Below are 26,521 nucleotides of genomic sequence, written 5' to 3'. Positions count from 1 at the left end.
CGATGAATGGAGATTAGAATGTAATGAATACTTTAAAGCAGACTAGTAATCGTTATTTTTGGAAGATATTTATGAGTTGTCTAGTTGTTATAGTGATGCTTAGCGCTTGTGGCGGACAATCGAAAGACGCAGCGAATGAAGCAGCAAAGCAACACAAAGACAGGCAAGGACAAGGAGTAAATACAGCGGATTCAAAAGATTCGTTAGTATTAGCAATTGGTTCAGAGCCAGAAAGTGGATTTGATCCGATTACGGGCTGGGGAATGTACGGTTCTCCTTTGTTTCAAAGTACGTTGTTTAAACGGGATAACGATTTGAAAATAGTAAATGATTTGGCTACTTCTTTTCAAGTGAGTGATGATGGGCGCAAATGGACCGTTACGATACGTGATGATGTGTTATTTTCGGATGGAGAGCAGCTGCAAGCGGAAGATGTACAGTTTACATTTGAGATGGCAAAGCGTAGTGGATCAACTATCGATCTTACTAATTTAACCAACGTGGAGGCGATAGGTGATAATGAAGTTGTATTCTATTTGGAGCAACCGCAATCGTCTTTTCAATATGTATTAGTGACATTAGGAATTGTACCGAAGCATCTTTATAATGAAACTTACAGTCAACAACCGGTAGGATCAGGTCCCTTTACGTTTGTACAGTGGGATAAAGGCCAGCAGCTAATTGTAGCGGCTAATCCATATTATTATGGTAACAAACCGTATTTTCAACATTTGACATTTTTGTTTTTGCAAGCGGATGCTGCTTTTGTCGCAGCACAAACAGGGGTAGCAGATATGGCTTATATTCCGACTTCATTTAGTGAGCAGCAAGTAGCTGGTATGCGTTTGGAAAAATTAAATACGGTAGATAACCGAGGCATTGTATTTCCATACACAGCTGTCCAACAGAAAAACGAAGTGACGATTGGCAACGATGTAACGAATGATTTGGCTATAAGAAAAGCAATTAATTTGGCAGTAGATAGACAAGTTTTAGTAGATGGTGTATTGGATGGATATGGAACGCCTGCTTATTCTAATGTCGATGGTTTACCTTGGGGTAATCCGGAGACTGCATTTGCCGATGGACAAGTAGAGGAAGCAAAACGACTGTTAGCTGAACATGGTTGGCAAGATAGTGATGGTGACGGGATTGTGGAAAAAGAAGGCGTAGCGGCTCGTTTTACGCTAGTTTATCCTGCAAGCGATGTTACACGTCAATCTTTATCGTTAGCAGTAGCAGATATGGTGCGGGCGATTGGTATTGATATAGTAGTGGAAGGGAAAAGCTGGGAGATGATGGAACAGCATAAGTATACGGATGCGATGATGATGGGCTGGGGCAGTCATGATCCGCTCGAAACTTACCATATTTATAGTAGTAGCTACGCTGGTGTAGACTTTTTTAATACCGGTCATTACAGTAACGAGCAAGTCGATCGTTGGATGGAGAAAGCGTTGATGGCTGCTAGTGAAGAAGCGGCGTTACCTTACTGGCAAAAAGCGCAATGGGATGGTAGCACCGGATTAAGTGCGAATGGTGATGCACCGTGGGCTTGGTTAGTTAACTTGCAACATTTGTATTTGGTGGATGAAAAGCTTGCTATTGGTCAGCAACGAATTCAACCGCATGGGCATGGTTGGCCAGTTACCGATAATATTGATCAATGGAAATGGGTAGACAATTAAGATGATATATTGGTTGAAATGGGCTGGAGAACAGGCTTTAAGATTAGTGTTACTGCTAATTGCAACGATTGTTATTACGTATATATTAATTCAATTGTCACCGATTGATCCAGTCCAATCGTATATCGGAGCGGATATGATGCGCGTTGGTCCAGAACAACGGGCGGCGATTGCTGCTTATTGGGGCTGGGATGAACCGCCACTTATTCAATTTGGCAAATGGTCGGCTGCTTTTCTTCAAGGAGATTTGGGAACGTCAACGATTTATCGACTGCCGGTAACAGAAGTCATCGGCGAACGATTCGTGAGTTCTGTAGCCTTGATGATTAGTAGCTGGGTGATAGCTGGTATAGTGGGCTTTATGATCGGTTCTATTGCGGCGATGCAGCGGGATAAATGGTTAGATCGGATATTACGAACGATATGCTATACGTTAGCTTCGGCTCCGCTCTTTTGGGTAGCATTGTTAATGCTACTTGTGGGCGCTGTATGGCTAGGTTTATTTCCGATTGGTTTGGCTGCACCGGCAGGCGTTTTGGCTAGTAATATTACGGTGTGGGATAAAATCTATCATATGTTGTTGCCTAGCGCAACGCTTGCGATTGCTGGCATTGCCCCGCTTGCTTTGCATACGAGGCAGAAGATGATTGACATTTTAGATAGTGATTTTGTGTTATACGCACGAGCGAAAGGGGAACGGGGAATAACGTTGTACCGCCGTCATATATGGCGGAATGCGTTATTGCCTGCACTGACGGTTCAATTTGCATCGTTTGGTGAATTGTTTGGCGGTGCTATATTGGTGGAGCAAGTATTTTCCTATCCCGGGTTGGGGCAAGCAACGATTGAAGCAGCATTACGCGGCGATGTACCTTTACTATTAGGGCTCGTTATTTTTTCTACTGTATTCGTATTCGTTGGTAACACGATGGCAGACTTATTGTACGGTTTGGTTGATCCACGTATTCGTCTGTTGCGGCAAGGAGGCAAAGGATGAATAGGAAGACGATTGTTGCGTCTTATTGGAACGGAAGGAGAAAAGCAGTCGTTTGGACAGGAGCAACAGCTATATTACTGCTTACTATATTAGTTGTCAGTGTACTTCTTCCGGATCAATCGACAATGACTAATTTGACCGTGCGTAATGTTGCACCATCATGGGCATATTTATTTGGGACGGATTGGCTTGGGAGAGATATGCTAATTAGAACGTTAAAAGGGCTTGGATTAAGTATACAAGTTGGTTTGCTCGGCGCTACGATTAGTACTGTTATTGCCGTTGTTATGGGTTTAGTTGCTGCTGTTTCCAATCAAGTAGTAGATCGATTCATTACAAGTATCATTAATTTACTTATGAGTGTACCACATCTCGTGTTATTAATTTTAATATCTTTTGTGTGCGGCGGTGGGATGAAGGGTATTGTAATTGGTATCATGGTGACACACTGGGCAGGATTAGCACGGATTATTAGAGCGGAAGCGATGCAAGCAATGACGGCTGATTATATTGTATTGGCTAAGCAATTTGGGCGTAGTAGATGGTGGATAGCAAGAAAACATGTGCTGCCTCATGTCATTCCACAGATCATTACTGGCTTTATATTGTTATTTCCACATGCTATTTTGCATGAAGCGGCATTAACTTTTCTTGGGTTAGGTTTATCCCCTCATCAACCAGCGATTGGTATTATTTTATCGGAAGCAATGCGTTATTTGACTACTGGTCATTGGTGGTTAGCTGTATTTCCTGGCGCTCTATTATTACTGGTCGTCCGTTCATTTGATCGTTTGGGAGAAGCCAGTAGAGTGTTATTACAAGCTAGACAATCGCAAAAGTGAAGGGGAGGGATAGATTATTTTGCTTAATGTTCATCAATTAACGATTGCTTTTCAACGTTATCGTTCTATGTTTAAACAAGAGATCGTACCCGTAGTAAAAGGATTAGATTTGCAAGTGAATGCGGGGGAAATCGTTGCTCTGATAGGAGCAAGTGGAGCGGGAAAAAGCTTGCTTGCTCATGCTATTATCGGTTTACTTCCGCATAATGCTATTTGTAGTGGCGAGATTCGTTATGAAGGAAAATTGTTACATGAAGCGGAGTGGCAGCGTTTGCGTGGGCAAGCCATCCGATTTGTTCCACAATCGACTTCGTATTTGAATCCGCTAATGACAGTAGAGCAGCAGCTCAGCAAAGTACAGCTACAAGAAGTTGACGTAGCGTCTGCGAAACTATATCCTTTTCAACTATCCGGTGGAATGATGCGCAAAGTTTTTATGGCTACCGTAACAACACCTCCACCTAAACTGATTATTGCAGATGAATTAACCCCGGGTCTGGACGCTATAGCTGTGCAAACAGTTCTCGATCGGTTAGTGCAGCTGGCACAACAAGGAACAGCAGTACTGATGATTACTCATCACTTGGAAGCGGTAGCAGCAATTGCCGATCGAGTGGTGGTGCTTCATGAAGGAATGATGGTGGAGACCGTCAGTGGAAGTGCTTTTGCAGGTCTTGGAGAGCAATTAAAACATCCGTATACGAAACAGTTATGGGCATCACTGCCACAAAATGAGCTTTTGCAGCAACAGCGCTGGCATCAAGCGAAAGAGCAAGTCCAAGACAAAGTACAAATCCAAGCAAATAAAGAATGTAGTGAGCATAGCATTATTGCCAATAAATTAGTACAGGTGGAACATTTAAGCTATCAGTATGAAAAAAAGCAATCGGTGCTAAAAGATGTACAGCTTACCATTTATCAAGGAGAAATTATCGGTTTAAGTGGAGTGAGTGGCAGCGGAAAAAGTACACTTGCACGATTGCTTGCCGGTCATATAAAAGTACAAACTGGGAACATTACATTACATAGTGATATGGAAAAAGGGCGGAAATCTCATCCAGTACAGCTTATTTTACAGCATCCAGAAAAGGCGTTTAATCCACAACTACGATTGTGTGATTCATTGGCAGAGAGTTGGGAGCCGGATGCCGCTACGTTAACAAAACTTGGCATAGAACCGGAATGGTTAGAACGATGGCCACATGAGTTGTCTGGTGGGCAGTTGCAACGGATAAATATAGCCAGGGCGCTTCATCCGCAAACAAAGCTACTAATTGCGGATGAGATGACAGCAATGCTGGATGTTATTACGCAAGCCCAACTATGGCGACAAGTGCTAACTATTGCCGAGGAGCGTCAAATGACAATTGTTGTCATTAGCCACGATGAAGCGTTGCTACAGCTAGTATGTACACGAGTGGTAACCATTGCTCAACTACAGCGTGGATGATAATTAATAGATAGAAACAACAACTGTATAATTGTAGCTGTGTTATTGTTTTTTTGGAACACTAGTGGAAGTACGGATAACTAGTTCTGGTTCTAGGTGTACAGTTGTATGTTGCTTTGGTGCTGCCACTAGTGCATTGACGGTATTTGTTATCGCCTTGGCAATAGTAGAAATAGCAACGCCAACGACTGTCATCGGAACTTCGAATTCTTCCATTTGCGGAATATTATCATAGCTTACGATTGAAAGATCATTGGGCACAAGTAGATTAGCTTCGGATGTAGCACGAAGAATACCACGAGTGAGATCGATCCCGCCACTAATAACAGCTGTTGGTTGATGCGGACTTGCAAGTAGTTGCTTCATTGCTACATAGCCATCATAGGTTTGTAGCCCAGTAATAGGCACGATGGAATGAGAATGAAGAGGAAGCGCTAGCTTTGTTGCTTCTTCTTGGAAAGCATCCACTTTAACGGTTTGCAGTGGGTCTGCTACTTCCAATGCTCCAATATAGGCAATGTTCTGATGACCGAGTGCTGTTAAATGTTGCAATGCTAGACGGATCGATTGCTCTCGTCTGACATCAACGGTAGACCATGCCGAAAAATCGGCAGCACCGTATGTAATGATCGGTGTATTAGGCGGTGTAACACTCTCCATTAATTGATGACTTACTTCATCGCCAAAAACGATAATCGCATCGACTTGAAAGCGATAGAATGTAGCTAGCGCCGCTTCAATATTACTTATAGAAAGCAATACGGTATAACCGGCTGCTTCTAGCGTGTCATTCAGTGCTGTTAATAATGAGGAAAGAGCTGCTCTTTCTACGGAAGGCCAAACGACACCGATAGCTCCGCTTTTTTTGGAGACGAGACTGCGGGCAGCTATGTTAGGCTGATACCCGAGCTGCTCGGCAATTTGTAAAATGTGCTTTTTGGTTTTATCTTTGACGAGCGGACTGTTGCGTAATGCTTTGGAGACAGTGGAGAAACTTACCCCTGCTTCTTCAGCAATATCTTTTATTGTTACCATGATGAACCTCCAGACAATATCTAGTAAAAAAACAACGAACTTTGTTATAATAAGGCTAACCGTATGTTTGAATTTTCTCAGTTACGAAATTATTGTAAGCTAGCTTAATTTATGTCATTGATCGAACGAAGTTATACTAATAATAGTACAGTAATGCGGGAAAGGAAAGCTGTTGTTTATATGAGTGTTTATTATGTGATAAGTAAATTCCTCAAACAAAAAGTTTCTCGTTTAAAAAACTGGACAGCAGATGAGCTTTTCGCTAAGATGACATTAACAACGTTGTTAAAAACATAAAAACAACCGTTCTCCTGTAGTAAAAAATAATGTAGGAGTGATAAATAATGACAGATATTTTAAAAAAATTGGTGGAGCATATTCCCCTTCCGAAAATGTATACAATTAAACAAACGTTTGATGCAACCATCTTACCAGATCCGTTAGCGGTATTGGTAGAGCAAATGGAAACGCATCAGGCGGTTACTAGTATTACTGCTGGGCAACGTGTGGCGGTAGCTGTTGGTAGCCGCGGTATTTCGAGAATTGATGAGCTTACGAAAACAGTAATCGAGCAGCTACAGAAGATGGGAGCCGAACCGTTTATTGTTCCTTGTATGGGAAGTCATGGTGGAGCTACTGCGGAAGGGCAAACAGAGGTGTTAGCGCATCTTGGGATTGATGAAGAAAGAATGGGTTGCCCTGTACGATCATCAATGGAAGTGGTGGAGCTTGATCGTTTACCAAACGGATTGCCAATTTATTGTGATAAAATTGCTGCTACAGAGGCAGATGCTATCGTAGTCATCAATCGAATCAAACCGCATACTGCTTTTCGCGGACCGATTGAAAGCGGTATTTTTAAAATGATTTCCATCGGGCTTGGTAAACAAAAAGGTGCGGAAGCATGTCACCAGCTCGGCTTTAAATATATGGCAGAAAATGTACCAGCTATGGCAAAAGTGATGATTGAAAAGCTGCCGATTGTTTTTGGTGTAGCGATTGTAGAAAATGCATATGATCAAATATGCCGGATTGAAGTGCTAGGAACAGAGGAAATGGAAGCACGTGAAATAGAGCTGTTGAAGGAAGCGAAAAGTCGTTTGCCACAAATTATGTTTCCAGAGCTGGATGTGCTTGTCATTGATTATATTGGGAAAAATATTAGTGGTGATGGTGCTGATCCTAACGTTACTGGACGTTACCCAACGCCATATGCGCACGGTGGTCCAGAAGTGAACAAAATGGTCGTACTGGATTTGACACCAGAGTCAAAAGGGAACGCGAATGGGGTAGGGACAGCTGACTTTACAACGAGTCGTTTAGTAAGTAAAACGGATTGGCCAGGAACGTATGCTAATGGTTTAACATCAACGGTTTGTGCGCCGACGAAGCAAGCAACGACATTGGCAAACGATATGGATGCTATTAAAGCAGCAGTAAAAACGTGTAACATTTTAGATTATTCTACCTGTAAATTAGCTCGTATTCGTGATACCCTTCATTTAGGTACGATTGAAATATCAGCAGCGTTAATAGAAGAAGCAAAACAGATCGAAAAAATAGAAATTATAGAAGGACCATATGAATGGGACTTTGATGAGGAAGGATATTTGTTGAAATGAATGAAGTACAAAAAATAGTTCTTGCTGTTGATTTGGGAACGACTAGTACACGGACACTTGCTGTTAGTGGGCAAGGAGAAGTGCTTGCGAGTCACTCAGTTCGGTATCCACTTTATACGCCAAAACCGGGATATGCAGAGCAGGACCCTAAGCAAATTTATGAGGCATGTGTAACGACAATTGCTGCTGTAATGGAACAAGGGGACTGGCAGGCGGATGATGTACTTTGTGTAACGTTTAGTTCAGCGAACCATAGTTTAATTGCTATCGATGAAGCGGGTCAGCCGTTGACACCAAGTATAACATGGGCGGATCAGCGCAGTGCTGAGCAAGCAAAAGCTATGCTGGAACATGGTATTGGTCTAGATATTTATAAGCGGACAGGTACGCCGATTCATCCGATGTCACCGCTTGTGAAGCTAGTTTGGCTCAAAGAAAAAGAGCCGCAATTATTTGCAGAAGCACATCAATTTATCGGTATTAAAGAATATATCTTTTTGCAGTTGTTTGGTACACCGTGGATGGATTATTCTATTGCTAGTGCGACAGGGATGTTTAACTTGGAAAAGCTAGAGTGGGATAAGGAAGCAGTAGATTGGCTGGGTTTAAATATGGCGCAATTACCACCGCTTGTTCCAACAACGTTCAAAGTAACGGGCTTGAAAGAAGAGATTGCTGAGCAGATGCATTTGAGTACGACCACCCCTTTTGTACTAGGAGCGCAAGATGGTGTATTAGCTAATTTGGGCATTGGTGCGTTAGAAGATGGCGTAGTAGCTGTTACTATTGGCACAAGTAGTGCTGTGCGAGCATGTACGAATAAACCGACGTTTGATGAAGAAGGTAGATTGTTTTGCTATGCATTGACGGAAGGGTATTGGCTAGTTGGTGGATCATCAAATAATGGGGCAATTGTAGCTGAATGGGCAGCTGAGCAGTGGTTTAATGGGGAGTCGTTATCGGAAATATTACCGCGATTATCGGAAATTTCACCAGGAGCAGATGGATTATTATTTATGCCGCTATTGTCGGGAGAACGAGCACCATTTTGGGATGCTGAAGCAAAAGGTGTTATGTTCGGATTAACGCTTGCTCATACCAAGCAGCATATGATGCGGGCAGCGTTAGAAGGTGTTTTATTTCAATTATTGGCGATTGTATCCATGATGGAAGAAAAGGGAACAGTAGCAAAACAAATTAGAGCTTCTGGCGGGTTTGCACGTTCCCCGTTGTGGTGTCAAATGATGGCAGATATGTTGGGTGTCGCTGTATTTGTACCAGATGTTGTAGAAAGCTCGGGGCTTGGAGCAGCACAGCTAGGAATCTATGCGATGAACAATGAGCAAGGGAAGTTATGTATATGGGATAATATGAGTGGTACAACGTATGAGCCGGATAGTAATAACCATCGTATTTATCGTCAGTTACTTCCGACTTATTTGCAATTATATTACTCGCTCAAAGATGCAATGTCCCATATGACTGTTTTACAGCAAACAACTTTATCAGTTTAATGGGAATAGGAGGTTCGTTCATGACTACTGTAGCACAGCAAATATTGCAAGAGAAATACGACCGATTACAAGCGATACTTCGTGAGATGGAGTCCGTCGTAGTTGCTTTTTCTGGTGGAGTAGATAGTACGTTGTTATTACATGCAGCGATTGATACGTTAGGAAAGGAACGAGTAATAGCAGTAACGGCTGATTCGGAAACGTATCCTTCGGAGGAGTTGCAGGAAGCTGTACGGTTAGCAGAGCTGCTTAAAGTACAACATCAAGTTATTGCTACATCGGAACTAGAAATACCTGGTTACAAAGAAAATGATTCGAACCGTTGTTACTTTTGCAAACGAAGTTTATTTGATCATTTGGAGCCTTTTTTAGTGGACGGCACTTATAAGCATATTGTATATGGATTAATTGCAGATGATATGAATGAACATCGACCGGGAATGAAAGCGGCCAAAGAAAAAGGCGTGCGTGGACCGTTGCAGGAGGCGGAGTTGTTCAAAGAAGAAATACGGGCGTTATCTCATCAATTTCAGTTGCCAACGTGGGATAAACCATCGTTTGCTTGTCTTTCGTCACGAATCGCTTATGGAGAAACGATTACGATTGAAAAACTGGATCGTGTAGGGCAGGCGGAGCGTTATTTGCGACAAAATGGGCTGAAGCAAGTACGTGTACGCAGTCATGGCGAAATTGCCAGAATTGAAGTGGAACCGCAAGAGATGACAGTAGTGCTTCAACAAGCAGAAGCAATTACGAAACAATTAAAACGAATAGGCTTTTTGTATGTAACGCTTGATTTGTTAGGATACCGTAGCGGTAGTATGAATCAAATGCTTACAGAACAGGAAAGGACTGGCGGATGAAGCAGCAGAATAATGGGCAGAATTTGAATAACTTTGATGATCTGGGATTTTGTAAACTCGATACCGATCGTGAGCGACGGACAGGGCATCCAGAAGTCGTTTTTGGGATGAACAAAACATTGCCGCAAGTAGAGCTTATTTTTGCAAAATTGGTAGCCCATCATGAGCGTGCATTGGTAACAAGGCTACAGCCGGAAATGGCAGCACCACTACTGCAACAATATCCGAATGCCATTTATAATGAAGCAAGTAAGTTGCTGAGTTATGGTAAGTCATCTATTCCATTACCAGGCAAAGTAGCTGTGCTGACGGCAGGGACGACTGATATTCCAATTGCCGAAGAAGCAGCAGGAACAATTGAGTGGATGGGCGGAACGGTAGATCGCATTTATGATGTTGGCGTTGCAGGATTAGATCGACTGTTAAGTCAAAAAGAGCGGATACAAGCAGCTAGTGTCGTTATTGTCGTTGCGGGGATGGAAGGAGCGCTAGTCAGCGTCGTTGGTGGATTAGTACGTCGTCCGGTTATTGCTGTACCTACTTCGATTGGCTATGGTGCAAATTTACAAGGAATTACAACGATGCTTGCGATGATGACCTCTTGTGCTGCTGGCGTTAGTGTCGTTAATATAGATAACGGATTTGGGGCAGGCTATCAAGCGGCGATGATATTACAATTAATGGAGGAAGGCGCATGAGTAAAACGACAATGATAGAAAATAAGGCGGCAACTACACTTTATTTGGACTGTATATCCGGTATTGCCGGCGATATGACACTAGCAGCTTTAGTAGACATTGGGGCTGATGTTGATTATGTGGTAACGCAGTTACGTCAATTGCCACTGGATCACTTCGAAATGTCATTCGACAAAGTCGATCGTCGTGGCATAACTTCCTTATGGTTGAACTTGCAGCTTGATGATCATGGACATGAACATAACCATACGCATGATCACGATCATTACCATTATGACCACGCTCATGAACATAGCCATCCGCATGATCACGGTCATCATCACCATGATCACGCTCATGAACATAGCCATCCGCATGATCACGGTCATCACCATCATGACCACGCTCATGAACATAGCCATCCGCATGATCACGGTCATCATCATCATGACCACGATCACGAACATAGTCATCCGCATGATCACGGTCATCATCACCATGAGCATGATCATAAACATAGCCATCCGCATGACCACGGTCATCATCATCATCATGACCACCATCATCGTAAAGCAGCGGATATTATTGCTATGATCGAACAATCGGCGATGCCAATGCGGGTAAAAGAGCGTAGTGTCGCTATTTTTACTGTAATCGCTGAGGCAGAAGGCAAAATCCATGGCGTAGATCCAGCAGAAGTACACTTTCACGAAGTGGGTGCAATGGATTCGATTATTGATGTTATCGGTGTTTGCTTGGCGCTAGAAAGTTTGGGAGTAGCCAAAATCATGGTGTCGCCAGTACCGGTAGGAACTGGTCGCATCAAAATTGCTCATGGTGTTTATCCTGTACCAGCTCCTGCTACAGCAGAAATATTGCGTGGTGTACCGTTGTCGGCGTTTACAGCTGAAGGAGAATTGACAACACCGACTGGTGCGGGAATAGTGAAAGCTTTAGCAACTTCTTACGGGACAATTCCGGCAGGGACGATGGAACGGATTGGCTACGGAGCGGGAACGAAAAATTTTGCCCATCCGAATGTAGTTCGAGCGATATTGATCAATGAACAAGCTACTATACGTACGGAAGAGCGGATAGAAACGATACATATACTTGAAGCGCAAGTAGATGATATGACTGGAGAAGCGCTTGGATATACGATGGAAGCTTTATTTGCTGCGGGTGCTTTAGATGTTTATTACACTTCTGTCTATATGAAAAAGAATCGCCCAGGCGTATTGATAACAGTTTTAAGTGAGCAAGCAAGTAAAGAGCAACTGGAACAAATACTATTTCGAGAAACGACAACGATTGGTGTTCGTTCTTCTACGTGGCAGCGGACTGCGTTAAAAAGACAGTGGATCGAAGTTCAAACCGCATTTGGTGCGATAAAAGTAAAACAAGCGTTGCAAGGTACGCAGGTAATGAAGCAATCTCCAGAATACGAAGATGTTCACCGGGCGGCAAAATTGCATCAAGTAACGTTAGAGGAAGTATATCAGGCTGTTTTTCAACAATTGTAAAGGCAGGAATAGATGATGGAATTAGCTCATATATCGAGAGTAGATCAAGAGAATGATACGTTTTCATATACTGCTGCACTATCTAAACCATATGTCCATTCATTAGAACAAGTATTTCAAATGTTTGTAGATAATGAAAAGCTGTGTTTGTGGTTTCCGGAGCTTTCGATAGATCATTTGGAGACAGGTGGCATTATTCGGTTCGATATGGGAAATGATCTTAATGAGGAAATGACAATACTCGAGTATAGCCATCATGAAGTGATAGCTTTTACTTGGGATCAAGATCAAGTTTCCTTTCAAGTGGAATCGAGTTCACCTACTACTTGTCAATTGAAATGGGTGGAGTATATAAAAAGTTGGACCGAACATACACCGAGAGATGTTGCTGGCTGGCATACGTGTTTAGATGTTATTGCATTATTACTCGATGGAGAAATGAGCAAAGATGACATAAACGTGTGGCGAAAAGAACGCTGGAAGCAATTGTATGATAAGTATAGTGCCATGGCTATCTAAATATGATTATCAATGTAACACAGTGTAGTTGACCGATATTTGTAGGATCATTCCTCGTATCGGTTTTTTGTATATGGTTAGAGCGAAAATTTAAAATTATCTGGTTGTCTACTCAGCATACTCAACTAAGCATTTTTCTTTTCTAATTATAGGTAATGTAAATATTAAAATTTGAGCTACAATTGTAGCAATAACATCAACTATATCAAATGCACCACTTGTGTTTAACAAATAGGCATATTCATTTATTATAGCTAAAATTACCACCCCAAAACAAATTATCGCATAACTTTTGATACTAAAAACTATTGATGAAATAGGTTTGTTAGTTCCAACAGGGGAAAAAAATTGTTTTATCAGAGCTGTTGTAAACCATGCACCACCAAAATTAGGCGCAAACCAAAACAAATTAAAATTACTATTATCAATAATTTCATATCGTCTGACAACTATCGTTATAAAATATATAAGCAAACCGATGATACCCAAATATTCAATAACAGTTAAACGTATTTTCAAAATATTCCCTCCATAAATTCTGATTTTCTTTACTACCAGACTATAGCAAGTTTTCTGTTGAAAGAGTATATTTTATTTTTTACCTTTTAATTTTATATTTTTATGTAAATAAAAAAGTTGAAATGTGTGTAACATATATAGTATACTACATATAATTAAGTAAGTAACATTACTTTTTTTATTCAGTGACAAGGTTTTAATAAATTTCAGTAGCTATTGTTTAATGGAGGGAAAGTAATGACAGCTGTGTTGCATCCGAATATTCGGTTAGGAGAAGTAAAGCTTAAAGTGAGTGATTTGGAACGCTCGATTACGTTTTATGAAGAAGTTATCGGTTTGAAGTTGCTACGTCGGGAAGGAGAACTTGCTTACTTGACGGTAGATGGTCAGAACGCACTTGTCATATTGCAACAAGTTGCTGATGCTATTATCGTTCCGGAACGTTCGATGAGTGGTTTGTATCATTTTGCTATTTTACTACCTACTCGAGAGGCGCTAGCTGTTACTTTGCAACATTTGGTCAACAAAGGTATATCCGTTGGGCAAGCGGATCATATTGTTAGCGAAGCTTTGTATTTAGCTGATCCAGATGGCAATGGTATTGAAATTTATCGAGATCGTCCGCGTGAAGAATGGGAATATGATACACAAGGCAATGTGAATATGGTTACTATTCCAATTGATTGGAAGGGTCTTTTACAATTAGCGCAAGGGAAAGAATGGACTGGAATGCCAGCACAAACAGTTATCGGGCATGTTCACTTCCACGCCTCTAATATAACGGAATCAGGTCGTTTTTATACAGAGGTAATTGGCTTTACAGTAGAGGCTGACTTTTTGAACCGGATGGGTGCGTTGTTTTTAGCTGCGGGTGGATATCACCATCATTTGGGGCTCAATATATGGGCAGGGCGAAATGCTCCGATTACACCACCGAACGGTACTGGGATTGCTTATTTCTCCATTATTGTTCCGGATGAAGCGGAATTGGAAAAAATAGCAGCACGTTTGGAAGCAGATGGGGCACATTTGGAAAGAGAAGCTCAGAGCATTTTCACATACGATCCGAATCGGATCGGCATACTAATTTATGTAGCAAAGTAATCAATTATTCACAGATAAATATTAGGAGGAGTAAGAGATGACAGAAGCAATACTTTCGAAACAAGATCATTTGACAGCTATAGAAAATCGCCGTTCGCACTATGCTATTAGTAATGAGCAGGTCATTTCAGATGAGCGATTACAACAAATTGTAACTCATGCGGTAAAACATACACCTTCATCGTTTAATTCACAAAGCGGACGTGTTGTTGTTTTGTTAGGAGAGCAGCATAGTAAGCTATGGGAAATTACGACAGAGACGTTGCGTAAAATCGTTCCAGCAGATAATTTTGATGCAACTCAACAAAAAATGAATGGTTTTGCAGCAGGTTATGGTACGATTCTATTTTTTGAAGATCAAGCAGTAATTGAAAATTTGCAGGAACAGTTTAGTTTGTACAAAGATAATTTTCCAATTTGGTCGCTACAATCAAGTGGTATGCTACAGCATGTTATTTGGACAGCATTGGATTCAGAAGGTTATGGCGCTTCGTTGCAACATTATAATCCACTAATTGATGACGAAGTAAAACAACAGTGGAACTTGTCGAACTCGTGGAAGCTTCTTGCACAGATGCCATTCGGTAAAAAACTTACGACACCTGGAGAGAAGCAATTCCAACCTATTGAAGAGCGTTTGAAAATAATTAAATAATGAGATGAGCTGTAACTTACGTGCAGCTAATCTATTTTGTACGCCGCAGATTGCGGCGTATTTTACGTTCAACGGTTAGTTTTAATAAATAGGGTCCGTCCTGTCGCCATAGGTGACTTTTCGATAAAGGGATGCTAGGATGAATTGATAATCAAAATGTTAGAGAATAGTGCATAGTTTACATTTGAGGGAGTGTATATTTTGATAAAGTGGGATGGGCATACTCATACGAAATTTTGTTATCATGGAAGCGATGCGGCACAGGAATTATACATTAATCGTGCCATTGCGTTGGGCTTTGAGCGTTATACGATTAGCGAGCATATTTCTTTGCCAGATCATTATATCGATGATGCACAATTGATGGCTGAATTAGCAATGCCAGAACAAGAGTTAGAACAATATTTTGCATATGCAGCAGATATGAAACAAAGATTTGCTGATCAAATAGAAGTAACTGTCGGATTAGAAGTGGATTATTTGCCAGATCATGCTGATTATACGAATCGTATTCTTGATAAGTGGCATAATTCCATCGAAGATGTTGTTTATTCTGTTCATTATTTACCAGGTGTTGGTGGGATGCGCTGTATAGATTTTACACCGGATGATTTTAAACGAAATATACTTGCCCATTATGGAACGATGGAGAAATTGGTGGATGAATATTATAATCATGTCGAGCAAGCGATTATGCGAGCTGCCAAGTTGCCTATTCGCACCCGAATTGGACATCTTAATTTAATTGAAAAATTCAGCACAACATTGCCATCGATTGACGATGCACAAACGGAGAAGCGCTTGCGAAGCATATTAGAACTATTAGAAGGAACAAAGGTAGCTGTTGATGTGAATACAGCAGGTTTGCGTGTACCAACATGCGGAAAAGCCTACGTACCAGCATGGTTTTTGGCGGAATGCCGTAAGCGTAATATAGCTTGTGTATATGGATCAGATTCGCATAAACCTGAACAGGTCGGATTTGGTTATGATTATTTTGAACAGTTTTATTTGCAAAAATAATGGAAGAGATCGCAACTCCTATTTACATGTCTTTGCGTAGGTTCTTTGTTGCAGCTGACATCGTAATAGGAGTTTTTTTGATTAATATGTATGTTGTGTGGGATTAGAAGCTTGAGGTACTCGCTCAAAGCCTTTTAACCAATCACCTTTGATCGAGGCATATCCTTGATCGCCCACGATGAGAAGACCATATAAGTTTTTTATATCTAACAGTTCATTTCGTTGACCATCTTCAAATTGCAAGGTGATGTAATAGCTTGTGTGAGTGGAATGATTTGCTCCAATATTGTCATGATGAGCATTAGATGAGTGCTTGACATGAGTACGCTTATCGACAACGGTTGCAAATAAAACTTCTTCTTGAGCGGTAATATTTTTGACGAAATAAGATATTGCTGCAATAAGTATCCCCAAAAAAACAATATTAAAAATAACAAACATAAACGAAAAAGATGACTGAAACATACCATCGTTGAACCCGAATGAATTCATTATAATCCCTCCAAAAATAATAGCTGATTATAATATATTACGGATATATAATGTAAAATGTTTCAATAAAAAATAGTAATTACAATATAATGATTAAATTAGGGTATTTAAAACAAAAAAGTGACCCACTAGCAACGGGCCGTGGGTCTAATTATATATATATTATAAAAAAGGGGGTCAATTACTAGTATAGACATTCTTCATTAAGAAGTGATGAAAGTAATATTTCAGTTTCATTACAAATGTTGGATATGATTTCCTGTTGCTGTTTTTCTTTTGTTTTTCATCTGATTATAAGCAAAATGATTTGTCGGGCCATGCCCTGCTCCAATCGGATAAGCATGTTCAATTGCTGCTTGTATAAATTTTTTAGCTTTATGAATCGCCTCTAATGGTTTTTTTTGGCGAGCCAACTGCGCAGTAATTGCTGCGGATAATGTACAGCCCGTCCCATGAGTATGTTTAGTTGCTACTCGTTGACCTGATAAATAATGAAATGATTGTCCATCATAATAAAGATCAACAGAATGCTCCGTATTTGTTTCATCATGCCCCCCTTTAATTAAGACGTGCGTTACCCCCATTTGAACGAAATTGGAAGCTGCTTTTTCTCGATCCTTTAATGTATTAATAGTTAATCCTGTTAGTATTTCTGCTTCTGGAATGTTTGGAGTGATCACGGTAGTAATAGGCAATAAGTGTTGGATGAGTGCTTGTAAAGCTGTTTGTTGTAACAATGAAGCTCCACCTTTGGCAATCATTACCGGATCAACTACTACGTTATTCCAACGAAATCGCTTGCTCATTGTAGCGACTAGCTCAATAGTGGCAGCATCAACGAGCATGCCTGTTTTCACTGCTGCTGGGTTCATATCACTGCCTATAGCGTGTAGTTGTTGTTCAATAATAGTAAGTGGTATTGGATGAATATGATGAACGCCGAGACTGTTTTGAGCAGTTACGGCAGTTATAGCAGACATACCATACACGCCTAATTCTTGAAATGTTTTTATATCCGCTTGAATTCCTGCGCCACCACCACTATCTGAACCGGCAATAGTAAGTGCTCGAAAATCCGTTTGTTGCAAAAAAGGCACCTCACTTATAAAATGATAGGGAATGAAAATCCACGTAACGTTACTGCTACATATTTTACAATGATACTAGTCAAGCTTGCAATGAACCGACAAAATTACTATTACTACCTTAACAGAAGTTTAGAGAAAGGAGTGCTTACTATGGCACTTGAAATCGAACGGAAATATTTGCTACAACAGTCACTAGACGAATTGCTACAAAATAATCAAATAAAAATAATTTCTGAAGTAATTATCGAACAAACATATTTGGCAATCGACGAACACCAGGAAATTCGTGTACGTAAAATTACTTCTTTAGGAGAACAAACAACAAGCTATACGCAAACTTTTAAAAAAGGCAATGGCCTTGTTAGAGAAGAAGTTGAATATGAAATATCGGATGCTATATACGAACAGTTAGTTAAACCATTTGGCTATATACCTTTAACTAAAAAACGGATAACCGCTCATGCTTTAGATAAAACAGTGGAGATTGATGTCTACGATCAATTGCAGATGACCGTGCTTGAAGTTGAATTTGATTCAGTTGAAGCTGCTCAATCCTTTGTAGAACCAGACTGGTTCGGTCAAGATATTAGCGACGCATGGCAATATAGTAACAAACAAGTATGGAAACAACTACAACTTCCTCGACCATAAAACTAGCTAGAAACCACTTGTCGTTCAGACGGAATAACACTCTATCCACAGAAGAGTATATTCCGTCATTTACACTTAAATTAAAATTTTAAAAATATTTGAACTGGTTAAATTATGAAACTACAGACGAGTATGTGCCGTTTTACTCCTTTTATTCCGTATCCCATTCGCTCAGTACCATAAAAATCCAAATGCTATTGTATAGTTTCCTTAATAAGTTCCTTCAGTGCTATTAGTCTCCTCACTATTGCCAATCCCGTTAATTTTATCAATCTGCCTCTGCTCATATGAAACGGTGTAATTAATTACAAAATATTCCTAATATAAACTAAACAATAATACAAAAATAAAATGTTAGCGAAAATGGAGCGAATAAAAACAATTGACACAGGAACATTTGTTCTGTATTATAGATATATGGGAACGTAAGTTCTCAATTGGAATGACTAATGATTTATTGTCTGAGTAGAGGTCGAAATCAAAATTAACATAGAAGCAGAAGTAGTAGATATCAGCAGTAGCAGTAACAGTAACAGTAGCAGTAGATGTAGATGTAGGGGAGGGGTAGTTGTGATTGAGGAAAATGATATACTGGCTATTTTGTTTCGAGTTACCTATATTCGAGATCGCTTTCATTTATTTAAATATCCATTTACAGAAAAACTACTTGAGCAGTGGCGATTATTTTTGCGACAATTTCCGAATGAAAATGCTTGTTATACATATTTGTACGACCATAAATGGCCAGATGGTTTTCGTTGTCCCAAATGCAACTATCCTAACTGCACCAAAATTTTGACGAGAAGAATGCCTATTTATCAATGTCATCAATGTTATCATCAAACTACTCTCACCGCTAATACGATAATGGAACTATCCCGTTTGCCCCTTCAAAAATGGTTAATGGCTTTCTTTTTCTTATCTTTAGATCAAATTGGAGTTAACGCATTTCAACTTCACCTACTACTACAAGTAACTTATAAAACAGCTTGGACACTGCATAGAAAAGTGCGACAAGCTATTAGCCAAGCCGATTTTTTTGAATTGTTAGGTAAAACGATGGATCATAGTAACAAAATGGATACTGTAGACACTGATGAAAAAACTTCATCTACACCGACATTTACAACTAATTCACATACTTGTGGAATTATGTTTGAGCGTGCGCCGCAGCATAAACCTGTGATGATCGGATTCGAGATGAACAGCCCACAAATGCAAGCAGATGTGGCTAATCATTCTAATGTTGGTAAAGCTGGCGCTAATTCATCGATTAATAGTTCTACATATTCTCACAAGCACACTCACGATCCGCTAATTACACACATCAAATTGAAACTTATTCCAACTACGCATATGGTAGGAATTGATAGGGTATCTTCTCCTTACGTAGCAACGTACAAGCATTTACATTTTGAAAAACACATTTCTCCAGATCAAATTACACATGCACCTCGAATGAGCTATCGTCAGAGACGAGCAGTACAGAAAGCATTTGACTACATGATACGTCGATTTATTCAAACGTACGGTACGATCAAAAACAAGTATCTTCAGTTTTATTTTAATGAGATGTGCTTTTACTATGAAGCTACGATTCATCAATATTCTATATTTCATCGTTTATCAAAACTCAGTATGATTTATAAAGCACATAAAGCAATTAGAGCAAATTGAGTAGTTATTGCAAATAGTGCAGATTAAATAGATAGAGTAGATTGAGTAGATAAGCAATTAGAGCACAGTGAGTACATAAAGTATAAACAGTCCATGGTCTATTGTAGGATAATTACTCCCTCAGTTTGAAGGGAATTACTCACGCATGCTGAGTGAAGGGGATAAGCCATAAAGGTGTGGAAATGGAATACAGTTAACGGTAAGGGAAAGAATTAGAGTAGATTAGAAGTGGAACAGGAACAGGAACAGGAGCAATCAATCCAGTTCGATCCAGCGGATATTGATTGCTATTGCTCCTATTTAGAAAAGATAGTTAGTCTATTTGAGTGATTAATTGTTGAAATAGTTCTTTTGTTTTATCGGGTTCTTTTTCGTTGTATACAATGTAAAGCTCAGGAAGCTTAATGACGATATAAGGTGATGATTGTTTGAAAATGTACATTTTTGCTTGCCCTAGTTCGTGCAATTTAAAATTGCCCCTTGCATATTCATTGGTGGCAATGCCGTTGGAACGGAAACCAGTGGGCATTTTATCTTCAAGTTTAATTTCTTCAATATCATGAATGGAAAATTTGTAGCCGTATTGCGTATCATTTATTTCAATGGTGTCGTTATGATCAATAATTAACGTAGGTTGTTGCATTTCATGAAGTGCGAAACCAAACAAGAAAACGACCACTAAAAGTAGCGTTATACATTGTGTTGCAGCGTATAACCAGCGTCCTTTTTTTATTCCAACATTAATAGTTGCGCCACTACCTAGACGTTTTGCCACGAATAGTTTTTTGTTGTCGGGATTGTTGTAAACAAGAGATGCTTGCCAATATTCGTCGTCGTCAACAAGGTCTGATTTTCCGTCGGTATGCGCATAGCGCAGTTCTAATGTGCGAATTTTTCTATAGGTAGTATAAATTGCGATTAATGGAATGAGTGATATTACGATCATGCCACTAATAGAGACGGTATCTGTTAAGGAAATACCTTGCGAGAGAATGAAATAGGCGACATAGGCATTAATGACTTCAAATCCAGCGAGAGTCAACCATAAAATAGACCAGTACTGCTTTGAGGTTTGATTTAATGCGATATTTACTTGTTGATTACGGCTGTAAAGGTGTTGTTTTTTGCTAGTAAAGAAAAATTGAATAATAAAGATAATGGCAATCATAGTACAAGCCGCAATTCCACTGTAACGAGCCAATGGGAATTCACTATTGGCAGCCAAAAATAAAAGTGGAACACTAATCACGAGTGGCAATAAGTACAAGTAAATGGGTACTGGTTGCTTTTGCGATAAGCGTTGGATGTCAGCTTTAATAGAGCGGAGTCGTTTTGAAGAACCAAACCATTTTTCTGCTCTTTTGATAGCAATAACTTGATAATGTACATGTTCATAAGGTAACGGAGCAGTTAAGTAAAGTACTGCACACCAAATGAAAAAGTATAGTAATGCTAACATGGAGATGCTATCGATCCAAAATAATGGAAGGAGAGAACACAAAGCAAGAAGAATATATACGAATTGTAGTATCGTATATTTTTTTTGCAATTGTTTTAATCTGTCATCTTGCAGAGCTTTCTCCGGCAGTGTGACACCGAACCACAACTGTTTGTGTGGCACAGATTGGCGTATGTAGATACCAAACATAGTTATTAATATGATGATGGCTATAATAAATAGCAACATTGTTTTTAGAAACCTCCTATATTTGCTAATATGAACTTATGTTACTATAACTATGACGATTGTACATGAAAATACTATCTTGTAGAACAAATTCTAACAAATTAGTCATTTAAAAAATGGGTGGATGGTTTAATAAGTGGAGTGTTTGCATGGCAAAAACAATTTTTTTCGGCTAAGAAGGAGAGATCGAGTATGATTCGATTTGGAGTAATAGGTACTAATTGGATTACAGAAAGTTTCATTCAAGGGGCTGCAATGCATCCTGATTTTATGTTGGCTGCTGTTTATTCGAGAACGATGGAGCAAGCGACCCAATTTGCTAATAAGCACGATATCCCACATCTGTATACAGATATTGTAGAGATGGCGATAAGCGGTGAAATAGATGCTGTTTACATAGCCAGCCCTAATAGTTTTCATGCGAAACAAGCAATTTTGCTAATGGAACAAGGTATTCATGTTATTTGTGAAAAGCCAATTGCAGCAAATAAGAAAGAACTAGAAGCGATGATAAGCGCTGCGCAATCAAATGATGTAGTTTTGATGGAAGCGATGAAGTCTACATTGATGCCAGCTTTTCAGCATATTGTGAAGGAAGTAAAACAAATTGGGGCGGTTCGGCGTTATTTTGCGAGTTACTGTCAATATTCTTCACGTTATAATGCGTATCGGTCGGGTGAAGTGTTAAATGCATTTAAACCTGATTTTGCAAATGGATCTTTGATGGATATCGGTATTTATTGTATTTATCCTGCGGTAGTGTTATTTGGCAAGCCAAAAGCGGTGAAGGCTGCTGGATATTTATTAGAATCAGGAGTAGATGGAGAAGGTAGTCTGTTACTACAGTACGATACAATGGACGCTGTCATTATGCATTCGAAAATTGCTAACTCAGCTGTAGTATCTGAAATACAAGGGGAAGATGGCAACATAGTAATTGATAAAATAAGTGAGCCACAATATTTGGAAGTACGACAACGTGATGGACAGGTGCGACAGATTGAAGCAGTTTGTGACAAACCTACGATGTATTATGAAGCGGCAGAATTTATCCAACTAATAAAAGAGGGTCGTCGACAATCCGAAATAAATTCATATGAAGCATCGCTTATTACGATGGAAATTATGAATGAAGCAAGGAGACAAATAGGGGTGCTTTATCCATCTGATAAGTAAGGATGAGCAGGAACCAGCTGTACTGTATGAGCAGTAGTGAGCAGTAATGAGCAGGAACCAGCTGTACTGTATGAGCGGTAGTGAGCAGCAATAAGCAGGATCGGGCAGGAATAAGTAGCAATGAGCTAGTGGAAGTGGAAAGGTGAAAAGAATCCCCTAAAGTTGCGGATGTTAAGGCAGCCTTAGGGGGTGGAAGTTATTTGAAATATTTAATTAAGACGATAGGATGCGAAAGGGTCGCCCTTACGGGAGGAACGACTGATGTTATCGAGCTGTGTGATGGTGTCTGCGGAGAGTGATTGTGAAAGCGGCACGGCAGCGAAATTAGCTTCTACTTGTTCCTTACTAGTTGCTCCTACGATTACGGTAGCTACTGCTGGTTGGTGCATTAACCACGCCAGTGATAGTGCTGCAGGAGTAGTATTTATCGAAGCGGCGATTTTTGTAACTTGCTGTCCTAGTGTTACTGCTTCTGCCGTTAGGAATCGTTGGAAGTTGGGATCGGAGGCAGCGCGTGAGCGATCAGGCAAATGTGCATCGTCATTATAGTTATTGTATTTGCCAGTCAAAATACCACCTGCCAGCGGAAAGTAAGGAATGATGCCGATTTGTTGGTCCAGGCACATAGGCATTATTTCTCTTTCTAACGTTCGATCAGCGAGTGAATAGCTTTGTTGGATCGAAATGTATCGGTTAATTCCTAATTTATCACTGATGCCGAGCGCTTTCATCATTTCCCATGCCATGTAGTTAGAAGCGCCGATATATCGTACTTTGCCTGATGTGATCATTGTTTCTAATGTTCGCAACGTTTCCTCTAATGGAGTGTGTGGGTCAAAAGAGTGAATTTGATATAGATCAATGTAATCGGTTTGTAGTCGTTGCAAGCTTTCATCTAGTTCTTGCATAAGATGTCGGCGAGAAGAGCCTTGATAACTACTGCCTTTGCTTATTACATCGTTAGTTAGTTTTTTTGGCAAACCAGCTTTTGTTGCGAGAACGATTTGTTGTCGTTTGCCTTGTAGTGCTTTTCCGATAATTGTTTCGGAAGCTGAATCAGCGTAAATGTTTGCTGTATCCAAAAAGTTGATGCCTTTATCAAGTGCAGCATTAATGACGCGGATGGATGTCTGTTCATCTGCTCGTTTGCCAAAGGCATTTGTACCGAGGCCTAACTGGGAAACGAATAGCCCGCTATCACCAAGTTTACGGTATTCCATTGTATTGCCTCCTCCATTTGATCATAAATTTAGCTTAGCATCGTTGCGGCATTAGGACAAGCATAGGTATAATAGTTGGAGAGATACTAATTGCATATTGCATGAAATGAAAGTGCAATGTAATGCAGAGGATAGGGAGGCAGATATGATGCGTTTTATTAGCAACGAAGGAATTACTGACCCAACCATTAATTTGGCATTGGAAGAATATATTTTACGATCTTTGCCAGATAATGATGATTATTTGTTATTTTACATTAACGAACCATCCATTATTATTGGTAAAAATCAAAATACAGCGGAAGAAATTAATGCAGAGTATGTGAAGGAAAACAATTTGCATGTCGTTCGCCGGTTGTCCGGTGGAGGGGCAGTATATCATGATCTTGGTAATTTGAATTTTAGCTTTATTATGCGTGATGACGGTCAGTCGTTTCACAATTTCAAAAAATTTACTGATCCAGTCGTAGCGGCTTTGCGTAAACTGGGTGTACAAGCAGAACTGTCTGGTCGTAATGATTTGCAGGTGGGAGAACGGAAAATTTCGGGTAATGCACAATTTCATACTAAAGGGAAAATGTTTAGTCATGGGACGCTATTATTCCATTCAGAAATCGAAAATGTCGTTTCCGCTTTGAAAGTAAATGCTGAGAAGTATGTATCGAAAGCAACGAAGTCAATTCGAAGCCGTGTTGCCAATATTTCCGAGTTTTTAGAAACGCCAATGACGATTGAACAATTTAGAGAAGCTTTATTGCAATCGTTGTTTCAGGAGGAAGGCGGAGTACAGCAATTTAAACTAACAGAATTAGATTGGGCGAACGTACATAAATTAGCGGAGGAGCGTTATCGCAATTGGGATTGGAATTATGGTCGTTCTCCTTTGTTTAACATGCGTCAGACAAAGCGGATAGAAGGTGTGGGTACGTTCGACGTTCGTTTGCAGGTAGAAGATGGAGTCATTAAAGAAGCAGTTGTGTTTGGCGATTTCTTTGGACGAGGGGATAGTGGTGAAGTTTCTGCTTCTCTAGTTGGTGTGAAATACGACTTGCAGGCGCTACGGGAGCATGCAGATCAATTGGATTTGGCATACTACTTCGGTGCTTTGTCCAAGGAAGATTGGTTAAGTTTACTGATTTAATTTAATTATAAATGAATTGATTGGTTTGATTTGTAATAGTAATTGCAGTTAAGAAAAGAAGTTGTATAGGTAAGTCATCATAAAATAGTGGGAAAAAGGAGTGGATTGTAATGACAGTTTCATTGAACCAACAATTAGAGCGTTATGCTCATTTAATCGTAAAAACAGGTGTTAATGTGCAGCCTGGGCAGCATGTGTTTGTTTCTGGAACGGTAGAAATAGCGCCACTTGTTCGTTTAATTGCTAGTGAAGCTTATGAGGCAGGTGCGGCAAACGTTCATGTCGATTGGAGTGATGAAAAGTTATCGCGTTTGAAATATGAACAAGCTAGTGAGGAAGTGTTTGCTCAATTTCCATCTTGGGAAACAGCGAAAAGGAATGAATTCGTAGAAAAAGGTGCTGCTTTTATATCAGTAGTTTCCTCAAGTCCTGATTTGTTACAAGGAATTGATCCTCAAAAAATTAGTAGTTTCCAAAAAGCATCTGGCACAGGGTTGAAAGAGTTTCGCCGTGCGATTCAATCTGACAAGGTGAGTTGGACGGTAGTAGCGGCGGCTGGTGAAGCTTGGGCGCAAAAAGTGTTTCCAGAAGCAGCGAGCGAGGCAGTTGATAAGTTGTGGGAAGCAATCTTTACTGCAGTCAGACTGAACGAAGCTGATCCGGTAGCAGCGTGGATAGCACATCATGATGAACTGCATGATAAAGCAACTAAACTGAATGAATTACGTCTGCACAAATTACATTACAAAGCTGAAGGTACGGATTTAACGATAGAACTGCATCCGAAGCATACTTGGGTGGCAGCGGGTAGCACGAATGAGCAACAAACGGTATTTATGGCGAACATGCCGACGGAAGAAGTATTTACAGTGCCGCTTAAAGAAGGGATTAATGGGTACGTATCAAGCAAAAAGCCGCTTAGTTACGGTGGCAATATAATTGATAAGTTCAAATTAACATTTGAGCAAGGAAAAGTAGTTGATTATGTTGCAGAGCAAGGGGAAGCATTTTTGAAAAAACTATTGGAAACAGATAACGGTTCGTCGTATTTGGGGGAAGTAGCGCTTGTACCGCATAGTTCTCCGATTTCTCAATCGAATATATTGTTCTATAATACGTTATTTGATGAAAATGCTTCACATCATTTGGCGTTAGGTAGTGGTTATGCCTTCAATATTGAAGGTGGAAAACAAATGACGCCAGAGGAACTTGCGATACATGGAGTGAACGAAAGTATTACCCATAACGATTTTATGATTGGATCGGCAGATATGGATATTGATGGTATATTGTCAGATGGTACGACAGTAGCTATTTTCCGCCAAGGAGAATGGGTAATTTAATGCAAGTAAAAGTGA

24 protein-coding genes are annotated in these 26,521 nt (G+C 40.1%); 18 read left to right on the top strand and 6 right to left on the bottom strand.

Annotated features, from left to right (window positions below):
* Positions 1–23: 23 nt before the first annotated feature.
* Genes ACFSTH_RS16105 through ACFSTH_RS16090 form a run of 4 tightly spaced genes read left to right on the top strand, consistent with a single transcriptional unit; the run spans position 24 to position 4,977 of the window.
* Positions 24–1,688, top strand: a complete 1,665-nt coding sequence (locus ACFSTH_RS16105; protein WP_377769909.1) for an ABC transporter substrate-binding protein — start codon at positions 24–26, stop codon at positions 1,686–1,688.
* Between the two features lies 1 nt (position 1,689).
* Positions 1,690–2,685 carry an ABC transporter permease gene (locus tag ACFSTH_RS16100; protein WP_377769908.1) on the top strand — a complete coding sequence of 332 codons (996 nt, stop codon included), beginning with the start codon at positions 1,690–1,692 and terminating at the stop codon, positions 2,683–2,685.
* Complete coding sequence (locus tag ACFSTH_RS16095; RefSeq protein ID WP_377769907.1) at positions 2,682–3,527, top strand: ABC transporter permease; 846 nt, start codon at positions 2,682–2,684, stop codon at positions 3,525–3,527. Before ACFSTH_RS16100 ends, ACFSTH_RS16095 begins: the two co-directional genes overlap by 4 nt.
* Positions 3,528–3,546: 19 nt before the next feature.
* Positions 3,547–4,977: an ABC transporter ATP-binding protein gene (locus ACFSTH_RS16090; RefSeq protein WP_377769906.1), complete on the top strand. Its 1,431-nt coding sequence runs from the start codon at positions 3,547–3,549 to the stop codon at positions 4,975–4,977.
* 42 nt (positions 4,978–5,019) lie between these two features.
* Here the strand turns inward: ACFSTH_RS16090 and ACFSTH_RS16085 are convergent, their stop codons facing one another.
* On the bottom strand, positions 5,020–6,012 hold the full coding sequence (locus tag ACFSTH_RS16085; protein WP_377769905.1) for a LacI family DNA-binding transcriptional regulator: 993 nt from the start codon (positions 6,010–6,012) through the stop codon (positions 5,020–5,022).
* A 344-nt stretch (positions 6,013–6,356) separates the two neighbouring features.
* Between ACFSTH_RS16085 and ACFSTH_RS16080 the strand changes: the two genes are divergently transcribed.
* Genes ACFSTH_RS16080 through ACFSTH_RS16055 form a run of 6 tightly spaced genes read left to right on the top strand, consistent with a single transcriptional unit; the run spans position 6,357 to position 12,730 of the window.
* Positions 6,357–7,634 (top strand): lactate racemase domain-containing protein, encoded by a 1,278-nt coding sequence (locus ACFSTH_RS16080; RefSeq protein ID WP_377769904.1) that lies wholly within the window; start codon positions 6,357–6,359, stop codon positions 7,632–7,634.
* Complete coding sequence (locus tag ACFSTH_RS16075; RefSeq protein ID WP_377769903.1) at positions 7,631–9,148, top strand: gluconokinase; 1,518 nt, start codon at positions 7,631–7,633, stop codon at positions 9,146–9,148. The genes ACFSTH_RS16080 and ACFSTH_RS16075 overlap by 4 nt, the downstream gene beginning before the upstream one ends.
* A 20-nt stretch (positions 9,149–9,168) precedes the next feature.
* The gene (gene larE / locus ACFSTH_RS16070; RefSeq protein ID WP_377769902.1) at positions 9,169–10,011 is read left to right on the top strand and encodes an ATP-dependent sacrificial sulfur transferase LarE; all 843 of its coding nucleotides are present in this window, start codon (positions 9,169–9,171) and stop codon (positions 10,009–10,011) included.
* Positions 10,008–10,709, top strand: a complete 702-nt coding sequence (gene larB / locus ACFSTH_RS16065; RefSeq protein ID WP_377769901.1) for a nickel pincer cofactor biosynthesis protein LarB — start codon at positions 10,008–10,010, stop codon at positions 10,707–10,709. Before larE ends, larB begins: the two co-directional genes overlap by 4 nt.
* Positions 10,706–12,211: a nickel pincer cofactor biosynthesis protein LarC gene (larC, locus tag ACFSTH_RS16060; protein WP_377769899.1), complete on the top strand. Its 1,506-nt coding sequence runs from the start codon at positions 10,706–10,708 to the stop codon at positions 12,209–12,211. The genes larB and larC overlap by 4 nt, the downstream gene beginning before the upstream one ends.
* A 12-nt stretch (positions 12,212–12,223) precedes the next feature.
* On the top strand, positions 12,224–12,730 hold the full coding sequence (locus ACFSTH_RS16055) for an SRPBCC domain-containing protein (protein ID WP_377769898.1): 507 nt from the start codon (positions 12,224–12,226) through the stop codon (positions 12,728–12,730).
* A 108-nt stretch (positions 12,731–12,838) separates the two neighbouring features.
* On the opposite strand, the gene ACFSTH_RS16050 is transcribed toward ACFSTH_RS16055, so the two are convergent.
* On the bottom strand, positions 12,839–13,249 hold the full coding sequence (locus tag ACFSTH_RS16050; protein ID WP_377769897.1) for a hypothetical protein: 411 nt from the start codon (positions 13,247–13,249) through the stop codon (positions 12,839–12,841).
* Between the two features lie 237 nt (positions 13,250–13,486).
* Here ACFSTH_RS16050 and ACFSTH_RS16045 point away from each other — a divergent pair, with 237 nt between their 5' ends.
* The 3 genes from ACFSTH_RS16045 to hisJ all read left to right on the top strand — a co-directional run bounded on the left by ACFSTH_RS16045 (position 13,487) and on the right by hisJ (position 16,031).
* A complete protein-coding gene (locus ACFSTH_RS16045) occupies positions 13,487–14,353 on the top strand; it encodes a VOC family protein (protein WP_377769896.1) in 867 nt (288 codons plus the stop codon).
* 37 nt (positions 14,354–14,390) lie between these two features.
* A complete protein-coding gene (locus ACFSTH_RS16040; RefSeq protein ID WP_377769895.1) occupies positions 14,391–15,008 on the top strand; it encodes a nitroreductase family protein in 618 nt (205 codons plus the stop codon).
* Positions 15,009–15,200: 192 nt separating this feature from the next.
* Positions 15,201–16,031: a histidinol-phosphatase HisJ gene (gene hisJ / locus ACFSTH_RS16035; RefSeq protein ID WP_377769894.1), complete on the top strand. Its 831-nt coding sequence runs from the start codon at positions 15,201–15,203 to the stop codon at positions 16,029–16,031.
* 81 nt (positions 16,032–16,112) lie between these two features.
* On the opposite strand, the gene ACFSTH_RS16030 is transcribed toward hisJ, so the two are convergent.
* Positions 16,113–16,523 (bottom strand): DUF2500 domain-containing protein, encoded by a 411-nt coding sequence (locus tag ACFSTH_RS16030; protein WP_377769893.1) that lies wholly within the window; start codon positions 16,521–16,523, stop codon positions 16,113–16,115.
* 236 nt (positions 16,524–16,759) lie between these two features.
* Entirely contained in the window at positions 16,760–17,611 is an 852-nt protein-coding gene (thiD, locus tag ACFSTH_RS16025; RefSeq protein ID WP_377769892.1) for a bifunctional hydroxymethylpyrimidine kinase/phosphomethylpyrimidine kinase, read from the bottom strand.
* A 150-nt stretch (positions 17,612–17,761) separates the two neighbouring features.
* Between thiD and ACFSTH_RS16020 the strand changes: the two genes are divergently transcribed.
* Both ACFSTH_RS16020 and ACFSTH_RS16015 read left to right on the top strand, forming a co-directional pair.
* A complete protein-coding gene (locus tag ACFSTH_RS16020; RefSeq protein WP_377769891.1) occupies positions 17,762–18,262 on the top strand; it encodes a CYTH domain-containing protein in 501 nt (166 codons plus the stop codon).
* Between the two features lie 570 nt (positions 18,263–18,832).
* Complete coding sequence (locus ACFSTH_RS16015) at positions 18,833–19,939, top strand: transposase (protein WP_377769890.1); 1,107 nt, start codon at positions 18,833–18,835, stop codon at positions 19,937–19,939.
* Positions 19,940–20,252: 313 nt separating this feature from the next.
* Here ACFSTH_RS16015 and ACFSTH_RS16010 read toward each other — a convergent pair whose 3' ends face one another.
* Positions 20,253–21,626, bottom strand: a complete 1,374-nt coding sequence (locus ACFSTH_RS16010; protein WP_377769889.1) for a PH domain-containing protein — start codon at positions 21,624–21,626, stop codon at positions 20,253–20,255.
* A gap of 192 nt (positions 21,627–21,818) precedes the next feature.
* On the opposite strand from ACFSTH_RS16010, the gene ACFSTH_RS16005 reads away from it, so the two are divergent.
* Complete coding sequence (locus ACFSTH_RS16005) at positions 21,819–22,802, top strand: Gfo/Idh/MocA family protein (protein ID WP_377769888.1); 984 nt, start codon at positions 21,819–21,821, stop codon at positions 22,800–22,802.
* Positions 22,803–23,011: 209 nt separating this feature from the next.
* On the opposite strand, the gene ACFSTH_RS16000 is transcribed toward ACFSTH_RS16005, so the two are convergent.
* On the bottom strand, positions 23,012–24,022 hold the full coding sequence (locus tag ACFSTH_RS16000; protein WP_377769887.1) for an aldo/keto reductase: 1,011 nt from the start codon (positions 24,020–24,022) through the stop codon (positions 23,012–23,014).
* Positions 24,023–24,170: 148 nt separating this feature from the next.
* On the opposite strand from ACFSTH_RS16000, the gene ACFSTH_RS15995 reads away from it, so the two are divergent.
* On the top strand, positions 24,171–25,163 hold the full coding sequence (locus ACFSTH_RS15995; RefSeq protein WP_377769944.1) for a lipoate--protein ligase: 993 nt from the start codon (positions 24,171–24,173) through the stop codon (positions 25,161–25,163).
* 110 nt (positions 25,164–25,273) lie between these two features.
* Complete coding sequence (locus tag ACFSTH_RS15990) at positions 25,274–26,506, top strand: aminopeptidase (protein ID WP_377769886.1); 1,233 nt, start codon at positions 25,274–25,276, stop codon at positions 26,504–26,506.
* The last annotated feature ends 15 nt before the right edge of the window (positions 26,507–26,521 follow it).

The sequence above is a fragment of the Paenibacillus yanchengensis genome (assembly GCF_042684845.1).
In the GTDB taxonomy this organism is placed as follows: domain Bacteria; phylum Bacillota; class Bacilli; order Paenibacillales; family Paenibacillaceae; genus Pristimantibacillus; species Pristimantibacillus yanchengensis.
This window is presented reverse-complemented; position numbering and strand designations above follow the sequence as displayed.